This window comes from Mesorhizobium sp. (genome assembly GCF_024509055.1).
Classification (GTDB): Bacteria; Pseudomonadota; Alphaproteobacteria; order Rhizobiales; family Rhizobiaceae; genus Mesorhizobium.
Map to the genome: position 1 here is coordinate 1 of NZ_JANINM010000421.1, position 18,211 is coordinate 18,211.

The window sequence follows — 18,211 nt, forward strand, 5'->3', positions numbered from 1 at the left end:
TGCCGGCCCTGCAGCAGATCGGCGCCTCGCTTGGGGTCGAGAGCGAGAACCACCGTCAATATGTCATCACCGCCTATATGCTCGGCTTCGGCGGCGGACAGCTTTTGTTCGGACCCATTTCGGATCGCTTCGGACGCCGCGCGCCACTGGTCCTTGGCCTGATTGTCTATGTCGTGGCTGCGGCGGCCGCCGCCATAGCTCCCAGTTTCGCCCTGTTGCTGACCTGGCGTCTCATACAGGGCATAGGCGCGGCCGCAACTCGCGTCATCGCCGTCTCGATCGTGCGTGACACGTTCGATGGCCGGCGTATGGCCGAAGTTATGTCGCTGATCTTCATGGTGTTCATGGCCATACCGGTCATCGCGCCCAGCATCGGCCAGTTCGTCATGCTGTTCGCCAGTTGGCACTGGATTTTCGTAACCATGGCTATCGGCGCGTTGATCGTTTCGACCTGGGCGCTGCTGCGCCTGCCTGAGACGCTGCATCCGGAATATCGGCGGCAGCTCACCGTAAGCTCCGTGCTCGGCGGCTTTCGTATTGTGCTCACCAATCGGCTCACGCTTTGCTACGCCTTTGCCAGCACGTTCATCTTTGCCGCGATGTTCGGCTTCATCAGCTCGGCGCAGCAGATCTATATCGACATCTTCCATGTCGGCGAGCTGTTCCCGCTGATCTTTGCCGGCGTCGCCGGCGTGCTTGCCTTCTCAAACTATCTCAATTCGCGACTGGTCGGGCAGATCGGCATGCGCCGCCTGTCGCAGGGCGCACTGCTTATCTTCCTGTGCATCAGTCTTGCCTGGCTGGTCGTGTCGCTGGAGATGACCATGCCGCTCTGGCTATTCATCACATTCTTTGCCGGCGCGATGCTGCCGTTCGGTGGGCTGGGCGCGAATTTCAATGCTTTGGCCATGGAGCCGCTCGGCGAGCTTGCCGGCACCGCCGCATCCATCCTGGGCTTCATGCAGACCTTCCTCGGCGCCATCATCGGCGCGCTGATCGGCCAGGCCTATAACGGTACGGTCACGCCTTTGGCGGCCGGCTTCTGCAGCGTCTCCGTTGCGGCGTTGCTGATGATCCTGATTGCCGAGCGGGGCAAGATGTTCCAGCCTCAGAATCCGCCCGTCTCGGGACACGTCACCGATCTGCACTAACGGTATAAGGCGGCTCTTCAAAAAGCGCGGTCAGGACTTGCGTTCCTGCGTCGCCTTGAAGCGCGGGCAAAGGGGGCGCCCCGCAATCGCACCACCCATGCCTTCGGTGAAAGGCACTGGCAATTCCTTGTTGAGGGCCTCGATCACCGAAGTAACGAAAGCCCTGTTCAAACTGCTGTCCGCCCCCAGTTTGGAGAAAGTGGCGCGTGGCTTGCCAATGAGCGTTCCGTCACGGCGAAGCGAGAAGCATAATGTCAACGTCAGGTCGGCCGTGCCTGGCGGTGGCTGCCAGCAGGCGTAGATGGCCTGCGCCATCTCGGCGATAGAGTTGATCGGATCGCGGCTGCCGCAAGCGCGCTCCTGCGCCTGGGCATTGCCGCAACCCTTGCTGGCGATGAAGACGAAAGCAAACGCAGCCAGCGCGTGCCGGAAATTCATTGGCATCCCCCGATTCCGTGCCGGAGTCATAGCGGCTTGGCCGCCCCAGACCCGCAGCCGAACCGATTCTAGTCCGCCCAGAGCTCGCGGCGCAATTCGTTCCAGCTCTGCTTGTCCGGCGCCACCAGCAGGCCGCCATCGACATGCGAGGGCAGATAGGCGCTTCCGTCGACCCTCGCCGCATGGCCGCCAGCTTCCTGGTGGATCAGCACGCCCGCCAGATGATCCCAAGGCATGAGCTTGTTGTAGACGACGAAGTGGGCATAGCCGCTGGCCAGCAGCCGATACTCATGCGCCGCGCAGCGATAGGCGAATTGCGACAATGCCTTGGTGTGGTTCCGGGCCAGCCGCGAGCGCTCCGGTTCCTTCAGATACTGCCAGGAAACGGAGCCCGTCATCTCGGAGATCGGCGCCGGTGCCGCAACCCTAACCTTTTCCAACGAGCCATGCGCATGTCGGATGTGGCTGCCCGCCCCTTTGGCGCCGACCAGCCAATCCTTGCCGACCGGATCGTGGATGATGCCGGCGACCGTCTCGCCGTTGACGACCACGCCCAACATGACACCGAACAGCGGCACGCCGGATGCAAAGTTGAAAGTGCCGTCGACCGGATCGATGACGAAGGCCAGTTCGGCATCGCCGAGGCCGCCGAGCAGCGCCGGATTGTCGGAGCAGGCTTCCTCGCCGACGATCATCGCGGCGGGATAACGCTCGCGCAGCCTTGCCGTGATCAGCCGCTCGGCGTTCACATCCGCTTCGGTCACCAGGTCGGCGGCGGACGTCTTCTGGCGGATATCGCCCTCGCCCAGCCGGCGGAAACGCGGCATGATTTCGGCCCTGGCGGCATCGGCGAGAAGGTCGGCCAGCCAGTCGATCGCGCGATCGTCAAATGTCATCGGAAATGTCTTGTCCTGAATTGAGCGCGACATCGAGCGCCGCGAAGTCGAACAGTTTCCTGTCCAAGAGATGCGACGGCCGCACATTGGTCATTGCGCGGATCATGGTGTCCTTACGTCCAGGCATGCGCTTCTCGATGTCGTCGAGCATCGCCTTCATCGCATTGCGCTGCAGCCCTTCCTGGCTGCCGCAAAGGTCGCACGGAATGATGGGGAACTTCATCGCGTTGGCGAATTTCTCCATGTCCGCCTCGGCGCAATAGGCAAGCGGTCGCAGCACCATGACGTCGCCCTCATCGTTGAGGAGCTTGGGCGGCATGGCGGCCAGACGCCCGCCATGAAACAGGTTCATGAAGAAGGTCTCGAGGATATCCTCACGGTGGTGACCAAGCACCAGCGCGGCGCACCCCTCCTCCCGCGCGATGCGGTAAAGATGGCCTCGCCTGAGCCGCGAGCAGAGCGAGCAATAGGTGCTGCCCTCGGGCAGCTTATCGGTCACCACCGAATAGGTGTCCTGGTATTCGATGCGGTGCGCGATGCCATTGGCGTTGAGATAATCAGGCAGGATGTGTTTCGGGAAATTCGGCTGGCCCTGGTCGAGATTGCAGGCGAGCAGCTCGACCGGCAGCAAGCCGCGCCATTTGAGGTCGAGCAGCAGCGCGAGCAGACCGTAGGAGTCCTTGCCGCCCGAGAGCGCCACTAGCCAGCGCTCGCCAGGCTTCACCATGACGAAGTCCTCGACGGCTTGGCGAGTCAGCCTCAACAGCCGCTTGCGCAGCTTGTTGAACTCGACCGAGGACGGCACGTCGCGAAACAGCGGGTGGAAGCCGCCTTCGGCGTCGTTGCCGATCGCCTCGAGGGATTTCACATCTGGCAGCATGTTCATGGCGCCGGCCCCACGTTCTGATGGCCCGACTTAACGGACAGGGCAGATAAAGAAAAGGCCGCCCCAAGGGGCGGCCTTCGATATCGTCGCTGAGTGGCTTGGATCAGCGCGAATAGAATTCGACGACCAGGTTCGGTTCCATCTGCACGGCGAACGGAACGTCCGACAGTCCCGGAACGCGGGCGAAGGTCGCGACCATCTTGTTGTGGTCGGCTTCGATGTAGTCCGGCACGTCGCGCTCGGCCAGAGCGACCGATTCCAGCACGATCACGAGCTGCTTCGACTTCTCGCGCACCTCGATGACATCGCCCGGCTTGCAGCGGTACGAACCGATGTTGACGCGCTTGCCGTTGACGTTGACATGGCCATGGTTGACGAACTGGCGGGCCGCGAAGATGGTCGGCACGAACTTGGCGCGGTAGACGACCGCATCAAGCCGCGACTCGAGCAGGCCGATCAGGTTCTCCGAGGTGTCGCCCTTGCGGCGATCAGCCTCTTCATAGACCTTGCGGAACTGCTTTTCCGAAACGTCGCCATAGTGGCCCTTCAGCTTCTGCTTGGCGCGCAGCTGCAGACCGAAGTCGGAAAGCTTGCCCTTGCGGCGCTGGCCATGCTGGCCCGGGCCGTATTCACGCTTGTTGACCGGGGACTTCGGGCGGCCCCAGATGTTTTCGCCGAGACGGCGGTCGATCTTGTATTTCGCGGATTCGCGCTTGCTCATCGCATTCCCTTTCAAAACAAACACACCCGGACCCTGTGATCCAGGTGAAGGAAACGCGCCCTCCTCTGGCCCCCATTTTCGAGGCCTGACAGGATTTTCCACGCAAAGCGACGGAAAACCCACGGGACACGTCAAAAGAAACCACCGGGCGTCGCCACCCGGTGTTGGTGGGGCTGTTAAACGCAGATTCGATCGGTGTCAAGCTTGTGAATGGCATGGCGCAAGGCCGCCCTGTAAAAGTTCAAACCGTAGGGTGCGATGCCGGATGTTGTTGCGTCGACGACGCCAAGAAGCATCGAAGCAAGAGGGGCCCATTCGCATGAAGAAGTTTTTCCTTGCCTTGGCCGGCGTCGCAATGCTCGCGGGACCGATCGCGGTGGCGCCGGAACCGGCGCTTGCGCATCCAAAGCCGGTCTGCCACTGGGTCAAGATAAAGAGATACGTCTGGCGCAACGGCCACCGCAAAGTGGTGTTTATCAGGGCGCAGAGCTGCCGCAACCGCGTCTGGTAGTCGATCGATATCCGTTAGGCATCCAACAGCCTGCAACGCGTTTCGCAGGTCTTCTATCACCTTTGCGCCTTGGCTTGAGCCGAGCTCAACCCTTGGATTTCTTGTTGGGCAACCCCTTGCGCTTCGTCTCAGCGAACTCCTCGAGCTGCTCCTCGCTCATAGAGTCATACATTTCGCGTGAAGCGCCCTTGAGCTCGCTTTTCTTGGTCTCGCCGCGCTTTGCGGAAAGGGCGGCGCCGGCGGCCTTCTGCTGTGCTTGTGACATGGCAGGCATGGTGGCTCTCCTGTGATCAAAGGAAAAACGCCGCGCAGCGGCAGCAGTTCCGGCGCCGGCATCTGTTTGCCCGGCATCCGGTGGTTGGCGGGCAAGGACCGCCAGTGTAGGAAAACAGCATGAAATCGCTGACCGATCCCACACAAGCACTCTCTACCGGCCTCGGGAAAATCCGCACCGAATTCCACGTGCCTGATGGGTTTCCGCCTGACGTGATGGCCGCGGCGAACGCGGCGGCCAAGCGAGTGCCAAACCAGCACGCCGATCGCACGGCGATGCCCTTCGTCACGCTCGATCCGGCGAGCTCGACAGATCTGGACCAGGCCTTCTCGATAGAGACGAGCGCCGGCGATCTTTTGTTGCATTACGCCATTGCCGATGTGGCCTGGTTCGCCGAGGACAGCGACGCGGTGGATCTCGAAGCCTGGAACCGGGGCGAGACGCTCTACCTGCCGGACGGCAAGGCCGGGCTTTATCCGCCGGTCATTGCCGAGGGCGCCGCGAGCCTGCTGCCCAATGGACCGCGTCCGTCGATCATCTTCACGGTTCGGGTCGCCGAGGACGGTGCGGTAAAGCTGGACGGCGCCGAGCGGGCAATCATTCGAAGCCGCGCGAAGCTCGCTTATGACAGCGCACAGGCCTCCGACCTTCCGACCGGCTTCGCGGAATTGGCACGGCGCATGGCGGCAAACGAAGAACGTCGCGGCGCTTCGCGCGTCGATCCACCCGAGCAAGAGGTGGAAAAGCTGGCCGACGGCACGTTCCAGCTCTCGTTCAGACCGCTCCTGCAATCCGAGCAGGATAATGCCGCGCTTTCGCTGGCCGCCAATATGGCGATCGCCGACGCCATGCTGGCGCACAAGACGGGACTGTTCCGGGTGATGTCGGGCCCCGACGCCTCCAAGATCCAGAGACTGCGCAACGCGGCCCAGGCCCTTGGCCTGTCCTGGCCGGCCTCTAGCAGCCTGCGCGACTATCAGCGCACGCTCGATCCGGTCGACCCCCGGCAGGCCGCACTGATGCTCGAAATCCGTCGTGCGGGCAACGGTGCGTCCTACCAACCCTATCAGGAGGGCGTTGTCCCCTGGCATGAGGCAATGGCCGCGACCTATGCCCACGCCACCGCGCCGCTCAGACGGCTGGCCGACCGTTACGTCGTGCGTTGCGCGCTGGCAATCGCCAACGGCCAGCCCGTTCCCCAGGCGGTGACCGACGCGTTCGAAAGGTTACCGAGGGTGATGGGACGCGCAGATGCCCGCGCTTCGCAGATCAACCATGCGGCCATCGACCTTGCCGAGGCGGTTATGCTCAAGGGACATGAGAGAGAGACGTTCAAAGCCGTCGTCACCGATTTCGTCGATCATGGCGTGCGCGTTCAGCTTGCCGACATGCCTGTCGTCGCCAACGTCAAGGCTTCCGGACTGAGACAGGGCGACGGTCTCGACCTGAAGCTGGTGTCGGCCGATCCGGACCGGCGCAGCATCCTCTTCGAACCTGCAGTCTAGGGTTGCCCTAGCGTGCGGTCAGCCCAAAACCCTGGATCAGGCGCCTGGTGGCGAAATCCACCTTGCCCGAGGTGAAGACCGCAACATCGGGATCGTTCTCGCCCGACGTCTCGCCGACAGGTTCGAGCAGCGACATGGCACGCCGTGCGATCGCTTCCGCCGGATCGATCCAGTCGACGGGCCACGGTGCCGTCTTGCGCATTCGATTGGCGAGGAAAGGGTAGTGCGTGCAGGCAAGCACGACAATGTCGGTGCGATGTCCGTCACGCTCGATGAAGCAAGGCGCGATCTCGGCGCGCACGGCCTCCTCGTCGACGAAGCCCTCGCGCATGTAGATCTCGGCCAACCCGGCGAGCCTGTCGCTGCCGACCAGGCGGACGTGGCATTTCTGCGCCCATTTGCTGATCAGGTCGCGCGTATACTGGCGCTTGACCGTGCCCGGTGTGGCCAGCACCGAAACCAGGCCTGAGCGCGTACGCTCGGCCGCCGGCTTGATCGCCGGCACCGTGCCGACGAAGGGATGGCCCGGGAATTTATCGCGCAGCGCGTCGATCACCAAAGTCGAGGCGGTGTTGCAGGCGATGACGGAAATCGCCGGCCGCAGGCGGTCGAGCAGTTTGGCGAACAGCGCCAATATGTGTTCCTTGAGCGCAGGCTCCTCCCAGGCGCCATAGGGGAAAGCCGCGTCGTCGGCGACATAGACGAAGCGCCGGTCGGGCATCAGAACACGCGCCTCGCGCAGCACGGTCAGCCCGCCGATGCCGGAATCGAACATCAGGATCGGGCGGTGGCTTGATCGGTCGCTCATTATCATCGGACCACAGGAGGTACTTGGCCCGCGATTTGGCCAACGACGCTTCTATCCTGAACCATCATGGTCTTGAAGTGGCGAACGCCAGCAACTTTTGCGCAGGCCTTGTCCGGCTCAGAGCCCGCGCTTTCCGAAACCGGCCGGCCGCGGCCGGCCGAATGGCTGGATTGCGGGCGCCGAACGTGTGGCCGGCGCGGTGGCTCGCGGAGCGGATGCGACAGCGCCGGCGGCCATACGACTCGGGCGCGGGGATGCTGGGATCGTGCCGTCGAAATCGAACACGGAGGTCAACTCGTTGATGTCGCTGCCCGCAACCGGCTTTGCCCACAGGATCACGACCCAGAGCCCGAATATGGCAAGACCGAGCAGGTTCATCCCGCCAGGTACGTGTTCGGGCCGGTGTAGGTCGATCGTCATGATCACGCCCGCCTGCAGGAAGGCATAAATGGCGGAAAACACGATGTAGGACCACAGGATCCAAGCCGGCCCAGCGGCGTCACGGCTGCGTCGCCAGGCAAAGTTGCCACGCAATGCAACGAAGACGAGAGAGACGATCAGGACGACGCCGGCCATGCCTTGCCTGGACGGCCCCGGGCTCGAGTTGATCAGCCCTGTGAAACCGATCGTCACGGCAATGCACAGCACGATCGCAATGCCCTCGGCCAGCGACAAACCGAGCGAATAGAGGAAGAAGCGCAGACGGCCAATATTGGACGTGGACATGTGCTACCCACCGTTTCGGCAACAATGGGCGAAACCGAATAAAAATCGGTTACTTCAAATGCTCACAGCTTACCGATTTTAACTTTCTTTATCTGTCGGCTGATTGCGCGGACTGGCTGGAAGTCGCCTCGGATCATCACCGGGCGAGCCGTCGCCGCGCGGCATCGCTGGCGAGAACCTGTCGAGCGACGAGATGATGCCGCGCAGCACCTTGAGTTCCGGCTCCGCGAAGCCCGCCCGCGTCAGCACGGCGCGCAGATTGTCGACCATTTTCGGCTTCTTCTCTTCCGGCCGAAAATAGCCGCGGGCTTCCAGCGCGCCTTCGAGATAGCCAAACAGGCTGTGCAGCTGTTCCTTCGTCGCCGGCGCGAGTTCCGGTCCGGAGAAGTTGGTCGCGGTCTCGTCGACGAGGCCGGATTTCATCCACTCATAGGACATCAACAGAACGGCCTGGGCGATGTTGAGCGAGGAAAAGCCCGGATCGACCGGGAAGGTGACGATCTCGTCGGCGAGCCCAACCTCGTCATTGTAGAGGCCGAAGCGCTCGCGGCCGAACAGGATGCCGGTGCGCTGCCCTTCCCCGACGCGGGCGCGCAACGCCCTGCCCGCCTCCACGGGACCGCGCACCGGCTTGAAGCCGTCGCGCTCCCGCGCCGTGGTGGCGAAGACGAAGTTGAGGTCTGCGACGGTCGAGGTCAGGTCATCAAAGACCGTCGTGGCGTCGATGACGTGGTCGGCGCGGCTCGCGGCGGCGCGCGCCTTCTCGCTCGGCCAGCCGTCGCGCGGATTGACCAGGCGCAGCTCCGAAAGGCCGAAATTCGCCATCGCGCGCGCCACCATGCCGATGTTCTCGCCGAGCTGCGGCTCGACGAGGATGATGGCGGGGCCGCGCATTGCGGTTTTGCTGGGCTGTTCAGTATCTGGCATGGCAGTTGGTAACCGGGGTTTGCGGCGTTTCGGCGTCCCCTGCCATATTCAGCCGCGAAAATGAAGCATTCACAAGCACGGCACTCGTCCATGGCCGCGCCGATCGCGGTTTGCGCGCTCAAAAAGCCTTTGATATACGCTCCGCATCTGGCCGAAACCATGCTGGCAAGGCCGTTCATATCCCCAGCAACGAGGCATTCTTTCCATGGCGAAGATCAAGGTGGCGAACCCGGTCGTCGAACTCGACGGCGACGAGATGACCCGCATCATCTGGCAGTTCATCAAGGACAAGCTGATCCACCCTTATCTCGACCTCAAGCTCGAATATTACGACCTCGGCATCGAGAACCGCGACGCCACCAACGACCAGGTTACGATCGACTCGGCCAATGCCATCAAGAAATACGGCGTCGGCGTCAAATGCGCGACGATCACCCCCGACGAGGCGCGCGTCGAGGAGTTCAAGCTCAAGAAGATGTGGAAGTCGCCCAACGGCACCATCCGAAACATCCTCGGCGGCACCATTTTCCGCGAGCCGATCATCATGAAGAACGTGCCGCGCCTGGTGCCCGGCTGGACCAAGCCGATCGTCGTCGGCCGCCATGCCTTCGGCGACCAGTACCGCGCCACCGATTTCCGCTTCCCCGGCAAGGGCAAGCTGACGATCAAGTTCGTCGGCGAGGACGGCCAGGTGATCGAGCATGACGTCTATGACGCGCCCGGCGCCGGCGTCGCCATGGCGATGTACAATCTCGACGAGTCGATCCGCGAGTTCGCCCGCGCCTCGCTGAACTACGGCCTGCTGCGCAATTTCCCGGTCTATCTCTCGACCAAGAACACCATCCTCAAGGCCTATGACGGCCGCTTCAAGGACATCTTCCAGGAAGTCTACGAGAAGGAGTTCGAGGCCGAGTTCAAGGCGCGCAAGCTCTGGTACGAGCACCGCCTGATCGACGACATGGTGGCCTCCAGCCTGAAATGGTCGGGCGGCTATGTCTGGGCCTGCAAGAACTATGACGGCGACGTGCAGTCGGACACGGTGGCCCAAGGCTTCGGCTCGCTCGGCCTGATGACCTCGGTGCTGATGACGCCGGACGGCAAGACGGTGGAAGCCGAAGCCGCGCACGGCACGGTTACCCGTCACTATCGCCAGCACCAGAAAGGCGAGGAAACCTCGACCAACTCGATCGCCTCGATCTTCGCCTGGACGCGCGGTCTCGCCCACCGCGCCAAGCTCGACGACAACGCCGAATTGAAGCGCTTCGCCGAGACGCTGGAGAAGGTTTGCATCCAAACCGTCGAAAGCGGCTTCATGACCAAGGACCTGTCGCTGCTGATCGGCCCCGACCAGCCCTGGCTGTCGACCACCGGCTTCCTCGACAAGATCGACGAGAACCTGCAGAAGGCGATGAGCTAAGATCCGAACCCACGAACAAAGGCTCCGAAAGGAGCCTTTGTTTTTTGGCGGCGTGAACGGGAGCGGAGGACCAATCGATGGCCAAGCCGGTTCTCTACGGCGCGGACTACAGCGTCTATGTGCGCATCGCACGCGTGGCGCTGGAGGAGAAGGGTGTTTCCTACGAACTGGTGCCGCTCGACATATTCGCCGCTGACGGCATCCCGGCCTGGTATTTGGAGCATCATCCGTTCGGCCGCATTCCAGCTTTCGAGCATGACGGTTTTCGCCTCTTCGAGACCGGAGCTATTGCCCGTTATGTTGACGAGGCCTTCGAGGGTCCGCCGCTGCAGCCAGCCGACCCGCGCGGACGCGCCAGGATGAGCCAGATCGCCGGCATGCTCGACGCCTATGGTTACCGCGCCATGGTCTGGGACGTTGCCGTCGAGCGTCTGGAAAAGAAGCCCGCCGACGAGAAGCTAATTGCGGATGGCCTCAGCAAGGCCGAAACCGTGCTCAAGGTGCTGACTGCGTTGAAGGCAAAGGGATCGTGGTTGCTCGGCGATCAACTGACGCTGGCCGACCTGCATGCCGCGCCGATCATCGCCTATTTCACCAAGGTTGCCGACGGGCGCGAATTGCTGGCGCGGTTCGCGGATATCGGGGATTGGTATGCGCGTCTAACGGCACGCCCGAGCTTCGCGCGAACCGAAAAGGCCGGTTGAGTTGAGATGGCTGAGGGACAGCACACGCTGTCCCTCCTACAATTGCGATTAAGCCGCTTCGAGAGCTGCCTTCACCGCCGCGATCGCGTCATTGGCCCTGGAAGCGTCGGGGCCGCCGGCCTGCGCCATGTCGGGGCGTCCACCGCCGCCCTGCCCGCCGAGCGCGGCAGAAGCAACGCGCACAAGATCGATCGCGCTGAAGCGGTTGGTGAGATCGTCGGTGACGGCGACCACAACGCTTGCCTTGTTGTCCTCGCCGGCCCCGACAAAGACAACGACGCCGGAGCCAAGCGTCTTCTTGCCGGCATCGGCAAGCGGCTTCAGGTCCTTCGGCGCGACACCGCTAACCGCCTTGCCGAGGAAGCCGACGCCGGCGACCGTCTCGTTAGCGGCCGGGGCATCGGCGACAGCCATGCCGCCGCCCAGCGCCAGCTTCTTGCGCGCTTCGCTGAGCTCCTTCTCGAGCTTCTTGCGTTCCTCGAGCAGCGTCTCGACGCGCGCCGGCACATCGGCCGGCGAGATCTTGAGGGTCGCCGCGGCAGCCTTGAGCCGCCTGTCCTGCTCGTCGAGATGCCTGCGTGCCGCCTCGCCGGTCAGCGCCTCGATGCGGCGCACGCCTGCCGCTACCGCGCTGTCCGAGAGGATACGCACAAGGCCGATATCGCCGGTCGACCTGACATGCGTGCCGCCGCAGAGCTCGACCGAATAGGGCCGGTTGGCCTTGGCGCCATGCAGCCCGGTGCCCATCGACACGACGCGCACTTCGTCACCATACTTCTCACCGAACAGCGCCATGGCGCCCTCGGCGATCGCATCGTCGACCGACATCAGGCGCGTCGTCACCGGGCTGTTCTGCACGACGATCTCATTCGCCATGCGCTCGACGTCCTCCAGCTCTTCCGAGGAAATCGGCTTGTTGTGCGAGATGTCGAAGCGCAGCCGATCCGGCGCGACCAGCGAGCCCTTCTGCGCCACATGGGTGCCCAGAACCTCGCGCAGCGCCTCGTGGATGAGGTGCGTTGCCGAATGGTTGGCGCGCAGCTTCGAGCGCCGCGCATGATCGACTTTGAGCTCGACCGGAACATCGGTCTTCACCGTGCCGCTCGCCACCTTGCCGATATGCACGAACAGCCCGTCGGCCTTCTTCTGTGTGTCTGAAACCTCGATCGAAAAGCCTTCGCCGGTGATCACGCCGGTATCGCCCATTTGGCCGCCGGATTCGCCATAGAACGGCGTCTGGTTGACGACGACGGCAACCGCGTCGCCCTGGCTGGCGCTGTCGACAGTCTTGCCATCCTTGACCAGCGCCTGGATCAGGCCTTCCGCCTGCTCGGTCTCGTAGCCGAGGAATTCGGTGGCGCCGGTCTTCTCGCGCACGGAGAACCACACCGTCTCGGTCGCTGCTTCGCCAGACCCGGTCCAATGCCTGCGCGCCTCGGCCTTCTGCTGCTCCATCGCGTTGGTGAAGCCGGCAAGATCGACCGAGATGCTGCGCTGGCGCAAGGCGTCCTGCGTCAGGTCAAGCGGAAAGCCGTAAGTGTCGTAGAGCTTGAACGCGGTCTCGCCGTCGAGCATGTCGCCCGCGTGCAGCGTCTCGGTAGCTTCCGAAAGCAGGCCGAGGCCGCGCACGAGCGTCTTGCGAAACCGTGTCTCCTCGAGCTTCAACGTCTCGGTGATCAATTGCTCGCCGCGCAGGAGTTCGGGATAGGCCTGGCCCATCTCGCGCACCAGCGCCGGCACCAGCTTCCACATCAGCGGTTCCTTGGCGCCGAGCAGCTGCGCGTGGCGCATGGCGCGGCGCATGATGCGGCGCAGCACATAGCCACGGCCTTCATTGGACGGCAGCACGCCATCGGCCACCAGGAAGGAAGACGAGCGCAGGTGATCCGCAATCACGCGATACGAAGCGACATTCTCCTGGCTGGGGCCTTGTCCGAGCGCGGAGGAAGCGGCGTCGATCAGATGCTTGAACAGGTCGGTTTCGAAGACGCTCTCCACCCCCTGCAGGATGGAGGCCATGCGCTCCAGACCCATGCCGGTGTCGATCGAAGGGCGCGGCAGGTCGATGCGCTCTTCCTTCGTCACCTGCTCATACTGCATGAAAACCAGGTTCCAGAACTCCAGGAACCGGTCGCCATCTTCCTCCGGGCTGCCGGGAGGGCCGCCCCAGATATGCTCACCGCGATCGATGAAGATTTCAGAGCAGGGACCGCAGGGACCGGTGTCGCCCATCGCCCAGAAATTGTCCGAAGTCGCGATACGGATGATGCGGTCGTCCGAGAAGCCCGCGATCTTCTTCCAGTAGCCGGCCGCTTCGTCGTCGGTGTGATAGACGGTGACCAGCAACTTGTCCTTCGCCAGGCCGAAATCCTTGGTGATCAGGTTCCAGGCAAGCTCGATCGCGCGTTCCTTGAAGTAGTCGCCGAACGAGAAATTGCCGAGCATCTCGAAGAAGGTGAGATGACGTGCCGTGTAGCCGACATTGTCGAGGTCGTTGTGCTTGCCGCCGGCGCGCACGCTCTTCTGCGCCGTCGCGGCGCGCGAATAGGGACGCTTCTCCAGGCCGGTGAAGACGTTCTTGAACTGCACCATGCCGGCGTTGGTGAACATCAGCGTTGGATCGTTGCGCGGCACCAGCGGGCTGGAGGCGACGATCTCGTGACCCTCCTTGCGGAAGTAGTCGAGGAAAGTCGACCGGATGTCGTTCACGCCACTCATTGCATACTGCCTTTTCGCGAGAACCGCCGGCGCGGCCGGCGGCTGGTGGGCTTTCATCTTTGAGAAGATAGATTGGCCTTTTAGCGATAGCTCTCGACCCTGTCCAGAAACACGGAATTAGGCCAATCGGCACCTTCGCCGGCAGCATCGATCTGTCTACAAACGCAAAACCGCCGGCACGAGGGCCGGCGGTTCGGATACGCAATACTCAAGAACTCGATTACATAAGCATAAGCCGATAAACTAGGAATGTGGCCGAACTCCGGCCAAGCCGGCTAATCGTCTCCCCAAGCCTTACATCGCGCCTGCTTCGTCCTCGAAACCGTCGTCACCGCCTTCGGAGCCGCCATTCTCGAGGAACTTGTCCGCTATCAGACCCGCATTCTGGCGCAATGCCATCTCGATCTCGCGCGCCGTGTCGGGATTGTCGCGCAGGAACAGCTTGGCGTTCTCGCGACCCTGGCCGAGGCGCTGCGAATTATAGGAGAACCAGGCGCCCGATTTCTCGACCACGCCGGCCTTGACCCCGAGATCGACGAGCTCGCCGGTCTTCGACACGCCCTCGCCATACATGATGTCGAACTCGACCACCTTGAAGGGCGGCGCCAGCTTGTTCTTCACCACCTTGACGCGGGTCTGGTTGCCGACGACCTCGTCGCGGTCCTTGACCGAGCCGATGCGGCGGATGTCGAGGCGCACCGAGGCGTAGAACTTCAGCGCGTTACCGCCCGTGGTCGTTTCCGGCGAGCCGAACATGACGCCGATCTTCATGCGGATCTGGTTGATGAAGATGACCATGGTGTTGGAGCGCGAGATCGAGGCGGTCAGCTTGCGCAGCGCCTGGCTCATCAGGCGAGCCTGAAGGCCGGGAAGCGCATCGCCCATCTCGCCCTCGATTTCGGCGCGCGGCGTCAGCGCCGCCACCGAATCGACCACCAGCACGTCGATGGCGCCCGAACGCACCAGCGTGTCGCAGATTTCCAGCGCCTGCTCGCCGGTGTCGGGCTGCGAGATCAGGAGGTTTTCCAGGTCGACGCCAAGCTTGCGGGCATAGACCGGGTCGAGCGCATGCTCGGCGTCGACGAAAGCGCAGATGCCGCCCTTCTTCTGGGCCTCCGCGACCGTGTGGAGCGCCAGCGTCGTCTTGCCCGAGCTTTCCGGCCCGTAGATTTCGACGATGCGGCCGCGCGGCAGCCCGCCGACGCCGAGCGCGATGTCGAGGCCGAGCGACCCGGTCGGCACGGTTTCGATCTCGACCGCCTGCTCGTTCGCGCCGAGCCGCATGATCGAGCCCTTGCCGAAAGCGCGCTCGATTTGCGACAGCGCCGCGTCCAGAGCCTTTGATTTGTCCACTGCCTTATCCTCTACAAGCCGCAAAGTATTCTGAGCCATGATACATCACCCCTTGGTCGTCAATGAAGGCCGGACAATCCGTGATCCCGGATTGTTTGTACCTTTTTTGTTCTCATTTGGCAAGAGGCAATAAATATCTGAAAAACAACCAATATCTGGATTTGTTCTATTTTTGTCTCACCATGGCTGGGCGAGGGCATCTCCTTTTGGTCCAGCCAGGATTCTATCGCCCGGCCCATCCGAATCGCGATCCCGATTGCGGGGCCACGCGCGGAAACCTAGTGTGCGCGCGCAAACAATCAACGAAGGTCACGACACCGGCATGCCGACATCCCCAAGAATCCTGGCGCTCGGCGGCGCCCATATCGACCGGCGCGGCCAGGTGTCGGGCCCCTATGTGCCCGCTGCGTCCAATCCCGGCATCATGCATGAGGATGTCGGCGGCGGTGTCTTCAATGCGCTGCGCAGCGTGGTGAAGCGTGGCGTGACAGCCTCTCTGATGTCGGTGCGCGGTGGCGATGCCGCGGCCGAGACGGTCGCGTCTGCGATTGCCCAGGCCGACATCGAGGACCTCTCAGTGGTGTTCCTCGACCGCACGACGCCGAGCTACACGGCGCTGATCGACCGCGAGGGCGAGTTGATCGTCGGCTTCGCCGACATGGGTCTCTACGACCTTGCCTTCCCCAGGCAGATCCGCCGCGCCAAGGTGCGCGAAGCCATCGCCGCAGCCGACGCGATCCTGTGCGACGCCAATCTGCCGACCGCGGCGCTTGAAAGACTGGTGATGCAAGCCGACGGCAGACCGGTCTTCGCCATCGCCATATCGCCCGCCAAGGTCGTGCGAATGATCCCGCTGTTCCCCGATCTGGCGGTGCTCTTCATGAATCGTCGGGAAGCCGCCGCTCTCCTGGGCACAGACTTGTCAGGACAAGACCTTGTCACCGGGCTCAGGCGACTGGGATTGCGGGCCGGCGTGGTCACAGCCGGCGGCGCGCCAGTGCTGGGCTTCGACGAATCGGGCGTCTTCGAGATCGATCCGCCCGCGCCGCGCCGGGTCGCCGACGTCACCGGCGCCGGCGACGCGCTGACCGGCGCGACGGTCGCGGCACTGCTGCGCGGCCTGCCCTTGCGCGCCGCATTGCGCGAAGGCGTCGCGGCGGCAGTGCTAGCCATCGAGAGCACCGAGGCGGTGCCGTCCTTCACTTCGGCCAGTTTTACGCAGGGGCTCGCCCTTGTGCCCGATGCGCGTGAGGTGGCATAGGGCCCCAAGATCAGTTACTGGAGCGGCTTACCCGCTCCGGATCGGAGACACACATGACCCCGGAAACCGCCCGTCCCTTCATCGACATCCACCCGCCGGTGGCGGAGGCGCTTGCCGCCGGCAGGCCGGTGGTGGCGCTCGAAAGCACCATCATCACCCATGGCATGCCCTACCCCGACAATGGAGCGATGGCGGCAAAGGTCGAGCGGATTATCATGGATGGCGGCGCGGTGCCCGCCACGATCGCCGTCATCGACGGCCGCATCAAGATCGGCCTGTCCGACGCGGAGCGCGAATCGCTCGCCATGACCAGCGATGCAATGAAGCTGTCGCGTGCCGATATCGGCTTTGCGGTCGCCCAGAAGCGCACCGGCGGCACCACCGTCGCCGCAACCATGATCGCCGCGCATATTGCCGGCATCAAAGTGTTCGCCACCGGCGGCATCGGCGGCGTCCACAAGGGCGCGGAAAAGAGCTTCGACATCTCGGCCGACCTCGACGAACTGGCGCGCACGCCGGTCATCGTCGTCTCGGCCGGTGCCAAGGCGATCCTCGACATCGAAAAGACGCTGGAAGTGCTGGAGACGCGCGGTGTGCCGGTCGTCGGCTATGGTTGTGAAACCATGCCGGCCTTCTGGTCGAGGCAATCGCGCTTCCGCGCGCCGCTGACGCTGCATGCGCCGCAGGACATCGCGCAGTTCCACCGGACGCGGCAAGCGCTCGGCCTTGACGGGGGCATTCTGATCGCGAATCCGGTGCCGCAGAATGACGAGATCCCTGCTGACGAGATGGCCGGCTACATCGGCGCCGCGCAGAAAGCTGCCGAAACGCAGAACGTCACCGGCAAGGCGGTGACGCCGTTCCTGCTGGGCAAAATCCTGGAGATCACCGGCGGCCGCAGCCTCAAGACCAACATCGCGCTGGTCGAGAACAACGCGCGGCTGGCGGCCGAGATCGCGAAGGCGCTGTAGCAACTCCAGGAAAAGCCCGTAGCGGCGTTGCGTAGGGCAGAAGTCTATTTACCGGCCCGCCGCCCGGCCGCGAAGGCTCGGCGGGCCCACACCGCCATCTCGTCGGGATCGTCGAAGGCGCTGTCGGGAATGCTCCAGTAAGGCATCGCCACCTCCCTGCCGTGGCGCGAGCCGGTATAGGTCCACTGGCTGCAGCCGGCAGCCTCGAAATCGGGGATGCTTTCCTCATCTGCCTTCAGCATCAGTTCGCCGCGCACGACGACGGCGACGATCACCCCGTCGCAATAGATACCCTTGCCGCCGAACAGTTTTCGGATGCTGATGGCGCCAAGGCTTTCGAACAGTTCTTCGAGACGTGCATTGTCCATGCCGCGATCATGTCATCGGCCAGGGGCGTTGTCATTGCCGCAACCAAAAGCATGCTGACAAGTTGAAGCCTGAAAGGGAGTCTCCACGATGCCCGTCCTGCTCAAGGGTTCCTGCCGCTGTGGCGCCGTTCGTTTCGAGGTAGAAAGCCACACGCCGGTGCCGTTCATGCTCTGCTACTGTTCGATCTGCCGCAAGCAGCAGGGCGGCGGCGGTTTCGCCATTAACCTCGGCGCCGACCACGAGACGCTAAACGTCCGGGGCAAGCGGAGCCTCGGCATCTACCGCGCGGAGATCGAGGACGACGAGCATCCACATTGCGAGGTCTCGACCGGAGAGCGCAACTTTTGCCGCAAATGCGGATCCGCGCTTTGGCTGTACGACCCGACCTGGCCGGATCTTGTCCATCCCTTCGCCTCGGCGATCGACAGCGACCTGCCGAAACCGCGGGAGAAGGTGCATCTGATGCTGAAATACAAGGCAAGCTGGGTCGAGCCGGCGATCGGTCCGAAGGACAAGGTCTTCGACGTCTATCCCGAGGAATCGATCGCCGACTGGCACAAGCGCACCGGCATGTG

At 63.2% G+C, this 18,211-nt stretch carries 19 protein-coding genes; 8 read left to right on the top strand and 11 right to left on the bottom strand.

Features of this window, described 5'->3' with window-relative positions; genetic code table 11:
* Positions 1-1,151: multidrug effflux MFS transporter (locus Q0L57_RS22905; protein ID WP_296745324.1), on the top strand; the 1,151-nt coding region annotated here is incomplete at its 5' end.
* Positions 1,152-1,181: 30 nt separating this feature from the next.
* Here Q0L57_RS22905 and Q0L57_RS22910 read toward each other — a convergent pair.
* From Q0L57_RS22910 to rpsD, 4 genes are all read right to left on the bottom strand, one after another.
* Positions 1,182-1,589, bottom strand: coding sequence for a hypothetical protein (locus Q0L57_RS22910; protein WP_296745325.1), 408 nt, complete (start codon positions 1,587-1,589; stop codon positions 1,182-1,184).
* Positions 1,590-1,657: 68 nt separating this feature from the next.
* A complete protein-coding gene (locus Q0L57_RS22915; protein WP_296745326.1) occupies positions 1,658-2,485 on the bottom strand; it encodes an inositol monophosphatase family protein in 828 nt (275 codons plus the stop codon).
* Positions 2,475-3,371, bottom strand: coding sequence for a tRNA 2-thiocytidine(32) synthetase TtcA (gene ttcA, locus Q0L57_RS22920; protein ID WP_296745327.1), 897 nt, complete (start codon positions 3,369-3,371; stop codon positions 2,475-2,477). The genes Q0L57_RS22915 and ttcA overlap by 11 nt, the downstream gene beginning before the upstream one ends.
* A gap of 103 nt (positions 3,372-3,474) precedes the next feature.
* Complete coding sequence (gene rpsD, locus Q0L57_RS22925; RefSeq protein ID WP_296745328.1) at positions 3,475-4,092, bottom strand: 30S ribosomal protein S4; 618 nt, start codon at positions 4,090-4,092, stop codon at positions 3,475-3,477.
* A gap of 319 nt (positions 4,093-4,411) precedes the next feature.
* Here rpsD and Q0L57_RS22930 point away from each other — a divergent pair, with 319 nt between their 5' ends.
* Positions 4,412-4,603: a hypothetical protein gene (locus Q0L57_RS22930; protein ID WP_296745329.1), complete on the top strand. Its 192-nt coding sequence runs from the start codon at positions 4,412-4,414 to the stop codon at positions 4,601-4,603.
* 85 nt (positions 4,604-4,688) lie between these two features.
* On the opposite strand, the gene Q0L57_RS22935 is transcribed toward Q0L57_RS22930, so the two are convergent.
* A complete protein-coding gene (locus Q0L57_RS22935) occupies positions 4,689-4,877 on the bottom strand; it encodes a DUF3008 family protein (RefSeq protein ID WP_296745330.1) in 189 nt (62 codons plus the stop codon).
* Positions 4,878-4,996: 119 nt separating this feature from the next.
* On the opposite strand from Q0L57_RS22935, the gene Q0L57_RS22940 reads away from it, so the two are divergent.
* Positions 4,997-6,382 (top strand): RNB domain-containing ribonuclease, encoded by a 1,386-nt coding sequence (locus Q0L57_RS22940; RefSeq protein WP_296745331.1) that lies wholly within the window; start codon positions 4,997-4,999, stop codon positions 6,380-6,382.
* A gap of 7 nt (positions 6,383-6,389) precedes the next feature.
* Here the strand turns inward: Q0L57_RS22940 and murI are convergent, their stop codons facing one another.
* The 3 genes from murI to Q0L57_RS22955 all read right to left on the bottom strand — a co-directional run bounded on the left by murI (position 6,390) and on the right by Q0L57_RS22955 (position 8,810).
* A complete protein-coding gene (gene murI, locus Q0L57_RS22945; protein WP_296745332.1) occupies positions 6,390-7,190 on the bottom strand; it encodes a glutamate racemase in 801 nt (266 codons plus the stop codon).
* 117 nt (positions 7,191-7,307) lie between these two features.
* Positions 7,308-7,916 carry a hypothetical protein gene (locus tag Q0L57_RS22950; protein WP_296745333.1) on the bottom strand — a complete coding sequence of 203 codons (609 nt, stop codon included), beginning with the start codon at positions 7,914-7,916 and terminating at the stop codon, positions 7,308-7,310.
* A gap of 78 nt (positions 7,917-7,994) precedes the next feature.
* A complete protein-coding gene (locus Q0L57_RS22955) occupies positions 7,995-8,810 on the bottom strand; it encodes an RNA methyltransferase (protein ID WP_296745334.1) in 816 nt (271 codons plus the stop codon).
* A gap of 238 nt (positions 8,811-9,048) precedes the next feature.
* Between Q0L57_RS22955 and Q0L57_RS22960 the strand changes: the two genes are divergently transcribed.
* Positions 9,049-10,260 carry an NADP-dependent isocitrate dehydrogenase gene (locus Q0L57_RS22960; protein ID WP_296745335.1) on the top strand — a complete coding sequence of 404 codons (1,212 nt, stop codon included), beginning with the start codon at positions 9,049-9,051 and terminating at the stop codon, positions 10,258-10,260.
* Positions 10,261-10,337: 77 nt separating this feature from the next.
* Positions 10,338-10,964 carry a glutathione S-transferase family protein gene (locus Q0L57_RS22965; RefSeq protein ID WP_296745336.1) on the top strand — a complete coding sequence of 209 codons (627 nt, stop codon included), beginning with the start codon at positions 10,338-10,340 and terminating at the stop codon, positions 10,962-10,964.
* Between the two features lie 48 nt (positions 10,965-11,012).
* On the opposite strand, the gene alaS is transcribed toward Q0L57_RS22965, so the two are convergent.
* Positions 11,013-13,682 carry an alanine--tRNA ligase gene (alaS, locus tag Q0L57_RS22970; RefSeq protein ID WP_296745337.1) on the bottom strand — a complete coding sequence of 890 codons (2,670 nt, stop codon included), beginning with the start codon at positions 13,680-13,682 and terminating at the stop codon, positions 11,013-11,015.
* 294 nt (positions 13,683-13,976) lie between these two features.
* Positions 13,977-15,074: a recombinase RecA gene (recA, locus tag Q0L57_RS22975; RefSeq protein WP_296745338.1), complete on the bottom strand. Its 1,098-nt coding sequence runs from the start codon at positions 15,072-15,074 to the stop codon at positions 13,977-13,979.
* Positions 15,075-15,357: 283 nt separating this feature from the next.
* Between recA and Q0L57_RS22980 the strand changes: the two genes are divergently transcribed.
* Both Q0L57_RS22980 and Q0L57_RS22985 read left to right on the top strand, forming a co-directional pair.
* Entirely contained in the window at positions 15,358-16,296 is a 939-nt protein-coding gene (locus Q0L57_RS22980; RefSeq protein ID WP_296745343.1) for a carbohydrate kinase family protein, read from the top strand.
* A gap of 53 nt (positions 16,297-16,349) precedes the next feature.
* The gene (locus Q0L57_RS22985; protein ID WP_296745339.1) at positions 16,350-17,267 is read left to right on the top strand and encodes a pseudouridine-5'-phosphate glycosidase; all 918 of its coding nucleotides are present in this window, start codon (positions 16,350-16,352) and stop codon (positions 17,265-17,267) included.
* A 44-nt stretch (positions 17,268-17,311) separates the two neighbouring features.
* On the opposite strand, the gene Q0L57_RS22990 is transcribed toward Q0L57_RS22985, so the two are convergent.
* A complete protein-coding gene (locus Q0L57_RS22990; RefSeq protein WP_296745340.1) occupies positions 17,312-17,635 on the bottom strand; it encodes a TfoX/Sxy family protein in 324 nt (107 codons plus the stop codon).
* An 88-nt stretch (positions 17,636-17,723) separates the two neighbouring features.
* Between Q0L57_RS22990 and Q0L57_RS22995 the strand changes: the two genes are divergently transcribed.
* A partial coding sequence (locus Q0L57_RS22995; protein ID WP_296745342.1) for a GFA family protein occupies positions 17,724-18,211 on the top strand: 488 nt, incomplete at its 3' end.

Bases quoted from the DNA above. Each gene is read 5' to 3' on its own strand.
- Q0L57_RS22910 (WP_296745325.1), bottom strand. From the start codon at position 1,589: ATGAATTTCCGGCACGCGCTGGCTGCGTTTGCTTTCGTCTTCATCGCC.
- Q0L57_RS22915 (WP_296745326.1), bottom strand. From the start codon at position 2,485: ATGACATTTGACGATCGCGCGATCGACTGGCTGGCCGACCTTCTCGCC.
- ttcA (WP_296745327.1), bottom strand. From the start codon at position 3,371: ATGAACATGCTGCCAGATGTGAAATCCCTCGAGGCGATCGGCAACGAC.
- rpsD (WP_296745328.1), bottom strand. From the start codon at position 4,092: ATGAGCAAGCGCGAATCCGCGAAATACAAGATCGACCGCCGTCTCGGC.
- Q0L57_RS22930 (WP_296745329.1), top strand. From the start codon at position 4,412: ATGAAGAAGTTTTTCCTTGCCTTGGCCGGCGTCGCAATGCTCGCGGGA.
- Q0L57_RS22935 (WP_296745330.1), bottom strand. From the start codon at position 4,877: ATGCCTGCCATGTCACAAGCACAGCAGAAGGCCGCCGGCGCCGCCCTT.
- Q0L57_RS22940 (WP_296745331.1), top strand. From the start codon at position 4,997: ATGAAATCGCTGACCGATCCCACACAAGCACTCTCTACCGGCCTCGGG.
- murI (WP_296745332.1), bottom strand. From the start codon at position 7,190: ATGAGCGACCGATCAAGCCACCGCCCGATCCTGATGTTCGATTCCGGC.
- Q0L57_RS22950 (WP_296745333.1), bottom strand. From the start codon at position 7,916: ATGTCCACGTCCAATATTGGCCGTCTGCGCTTCTTCCTCTATTCGCTC.
- Q0L57_RS22955 (WP_296745334.1), bottom strand. From the start codon at position 8,810: ATGCGCGGCCCCGCCATCATCCTCGTCGAGCCGCAGCTCGGCGAGAAC.
- Q0L57_RS22960 (WP_296745335.1), top strand. From the start codon at position 9,049: ATGGCGAAGATCAAGGTGGCGAACCCGGTCGTCGAACTCGACGGCGAC.
- Q0L57_RS22965 (WP_296745336.1), top strand. From the start codon at position 10,338: ATGGCCAAGCCGGTTCTCTACGGCGCGGACTACAGCGTCTATGTGCGC.
- alaS (WP_296745337.1), bottom strand. From the start codon at position 13,682: ATGAGTGGCGTGAACGACATCCGGTCGACTTTCCTCGACTACTTCCGC.
- recA (WP_296745338.1), bottom strand. From the start codon at position 15,074: ATGGCTCAGAATACTTTGCGGCTTGTAGAGGATAAGGCAGTGGACAAA.
- Q0L57_RS22980 (WP_296745343.1), top strand. From the start codon at position 15,358: ATGCCGACATCCCCAAGAATCCTGGCGCTCGGCGGCGCCCATATCGAC.
- Q0L57_RS22985 (WP_296745339.1), top strand. From the start codon at position 16,350: ATGACCCCGGAAACCGCCCGTCCCTTCATCGACATCCACCCGCCGGTG.
- Q0L57_RS22990 (WP_296745340.1), bottom strand. From the start codon at position 17,635: ATGGACAATGCACGTCTCGAAGAACTGTTCGAAAGCCTTGGCGCCATC.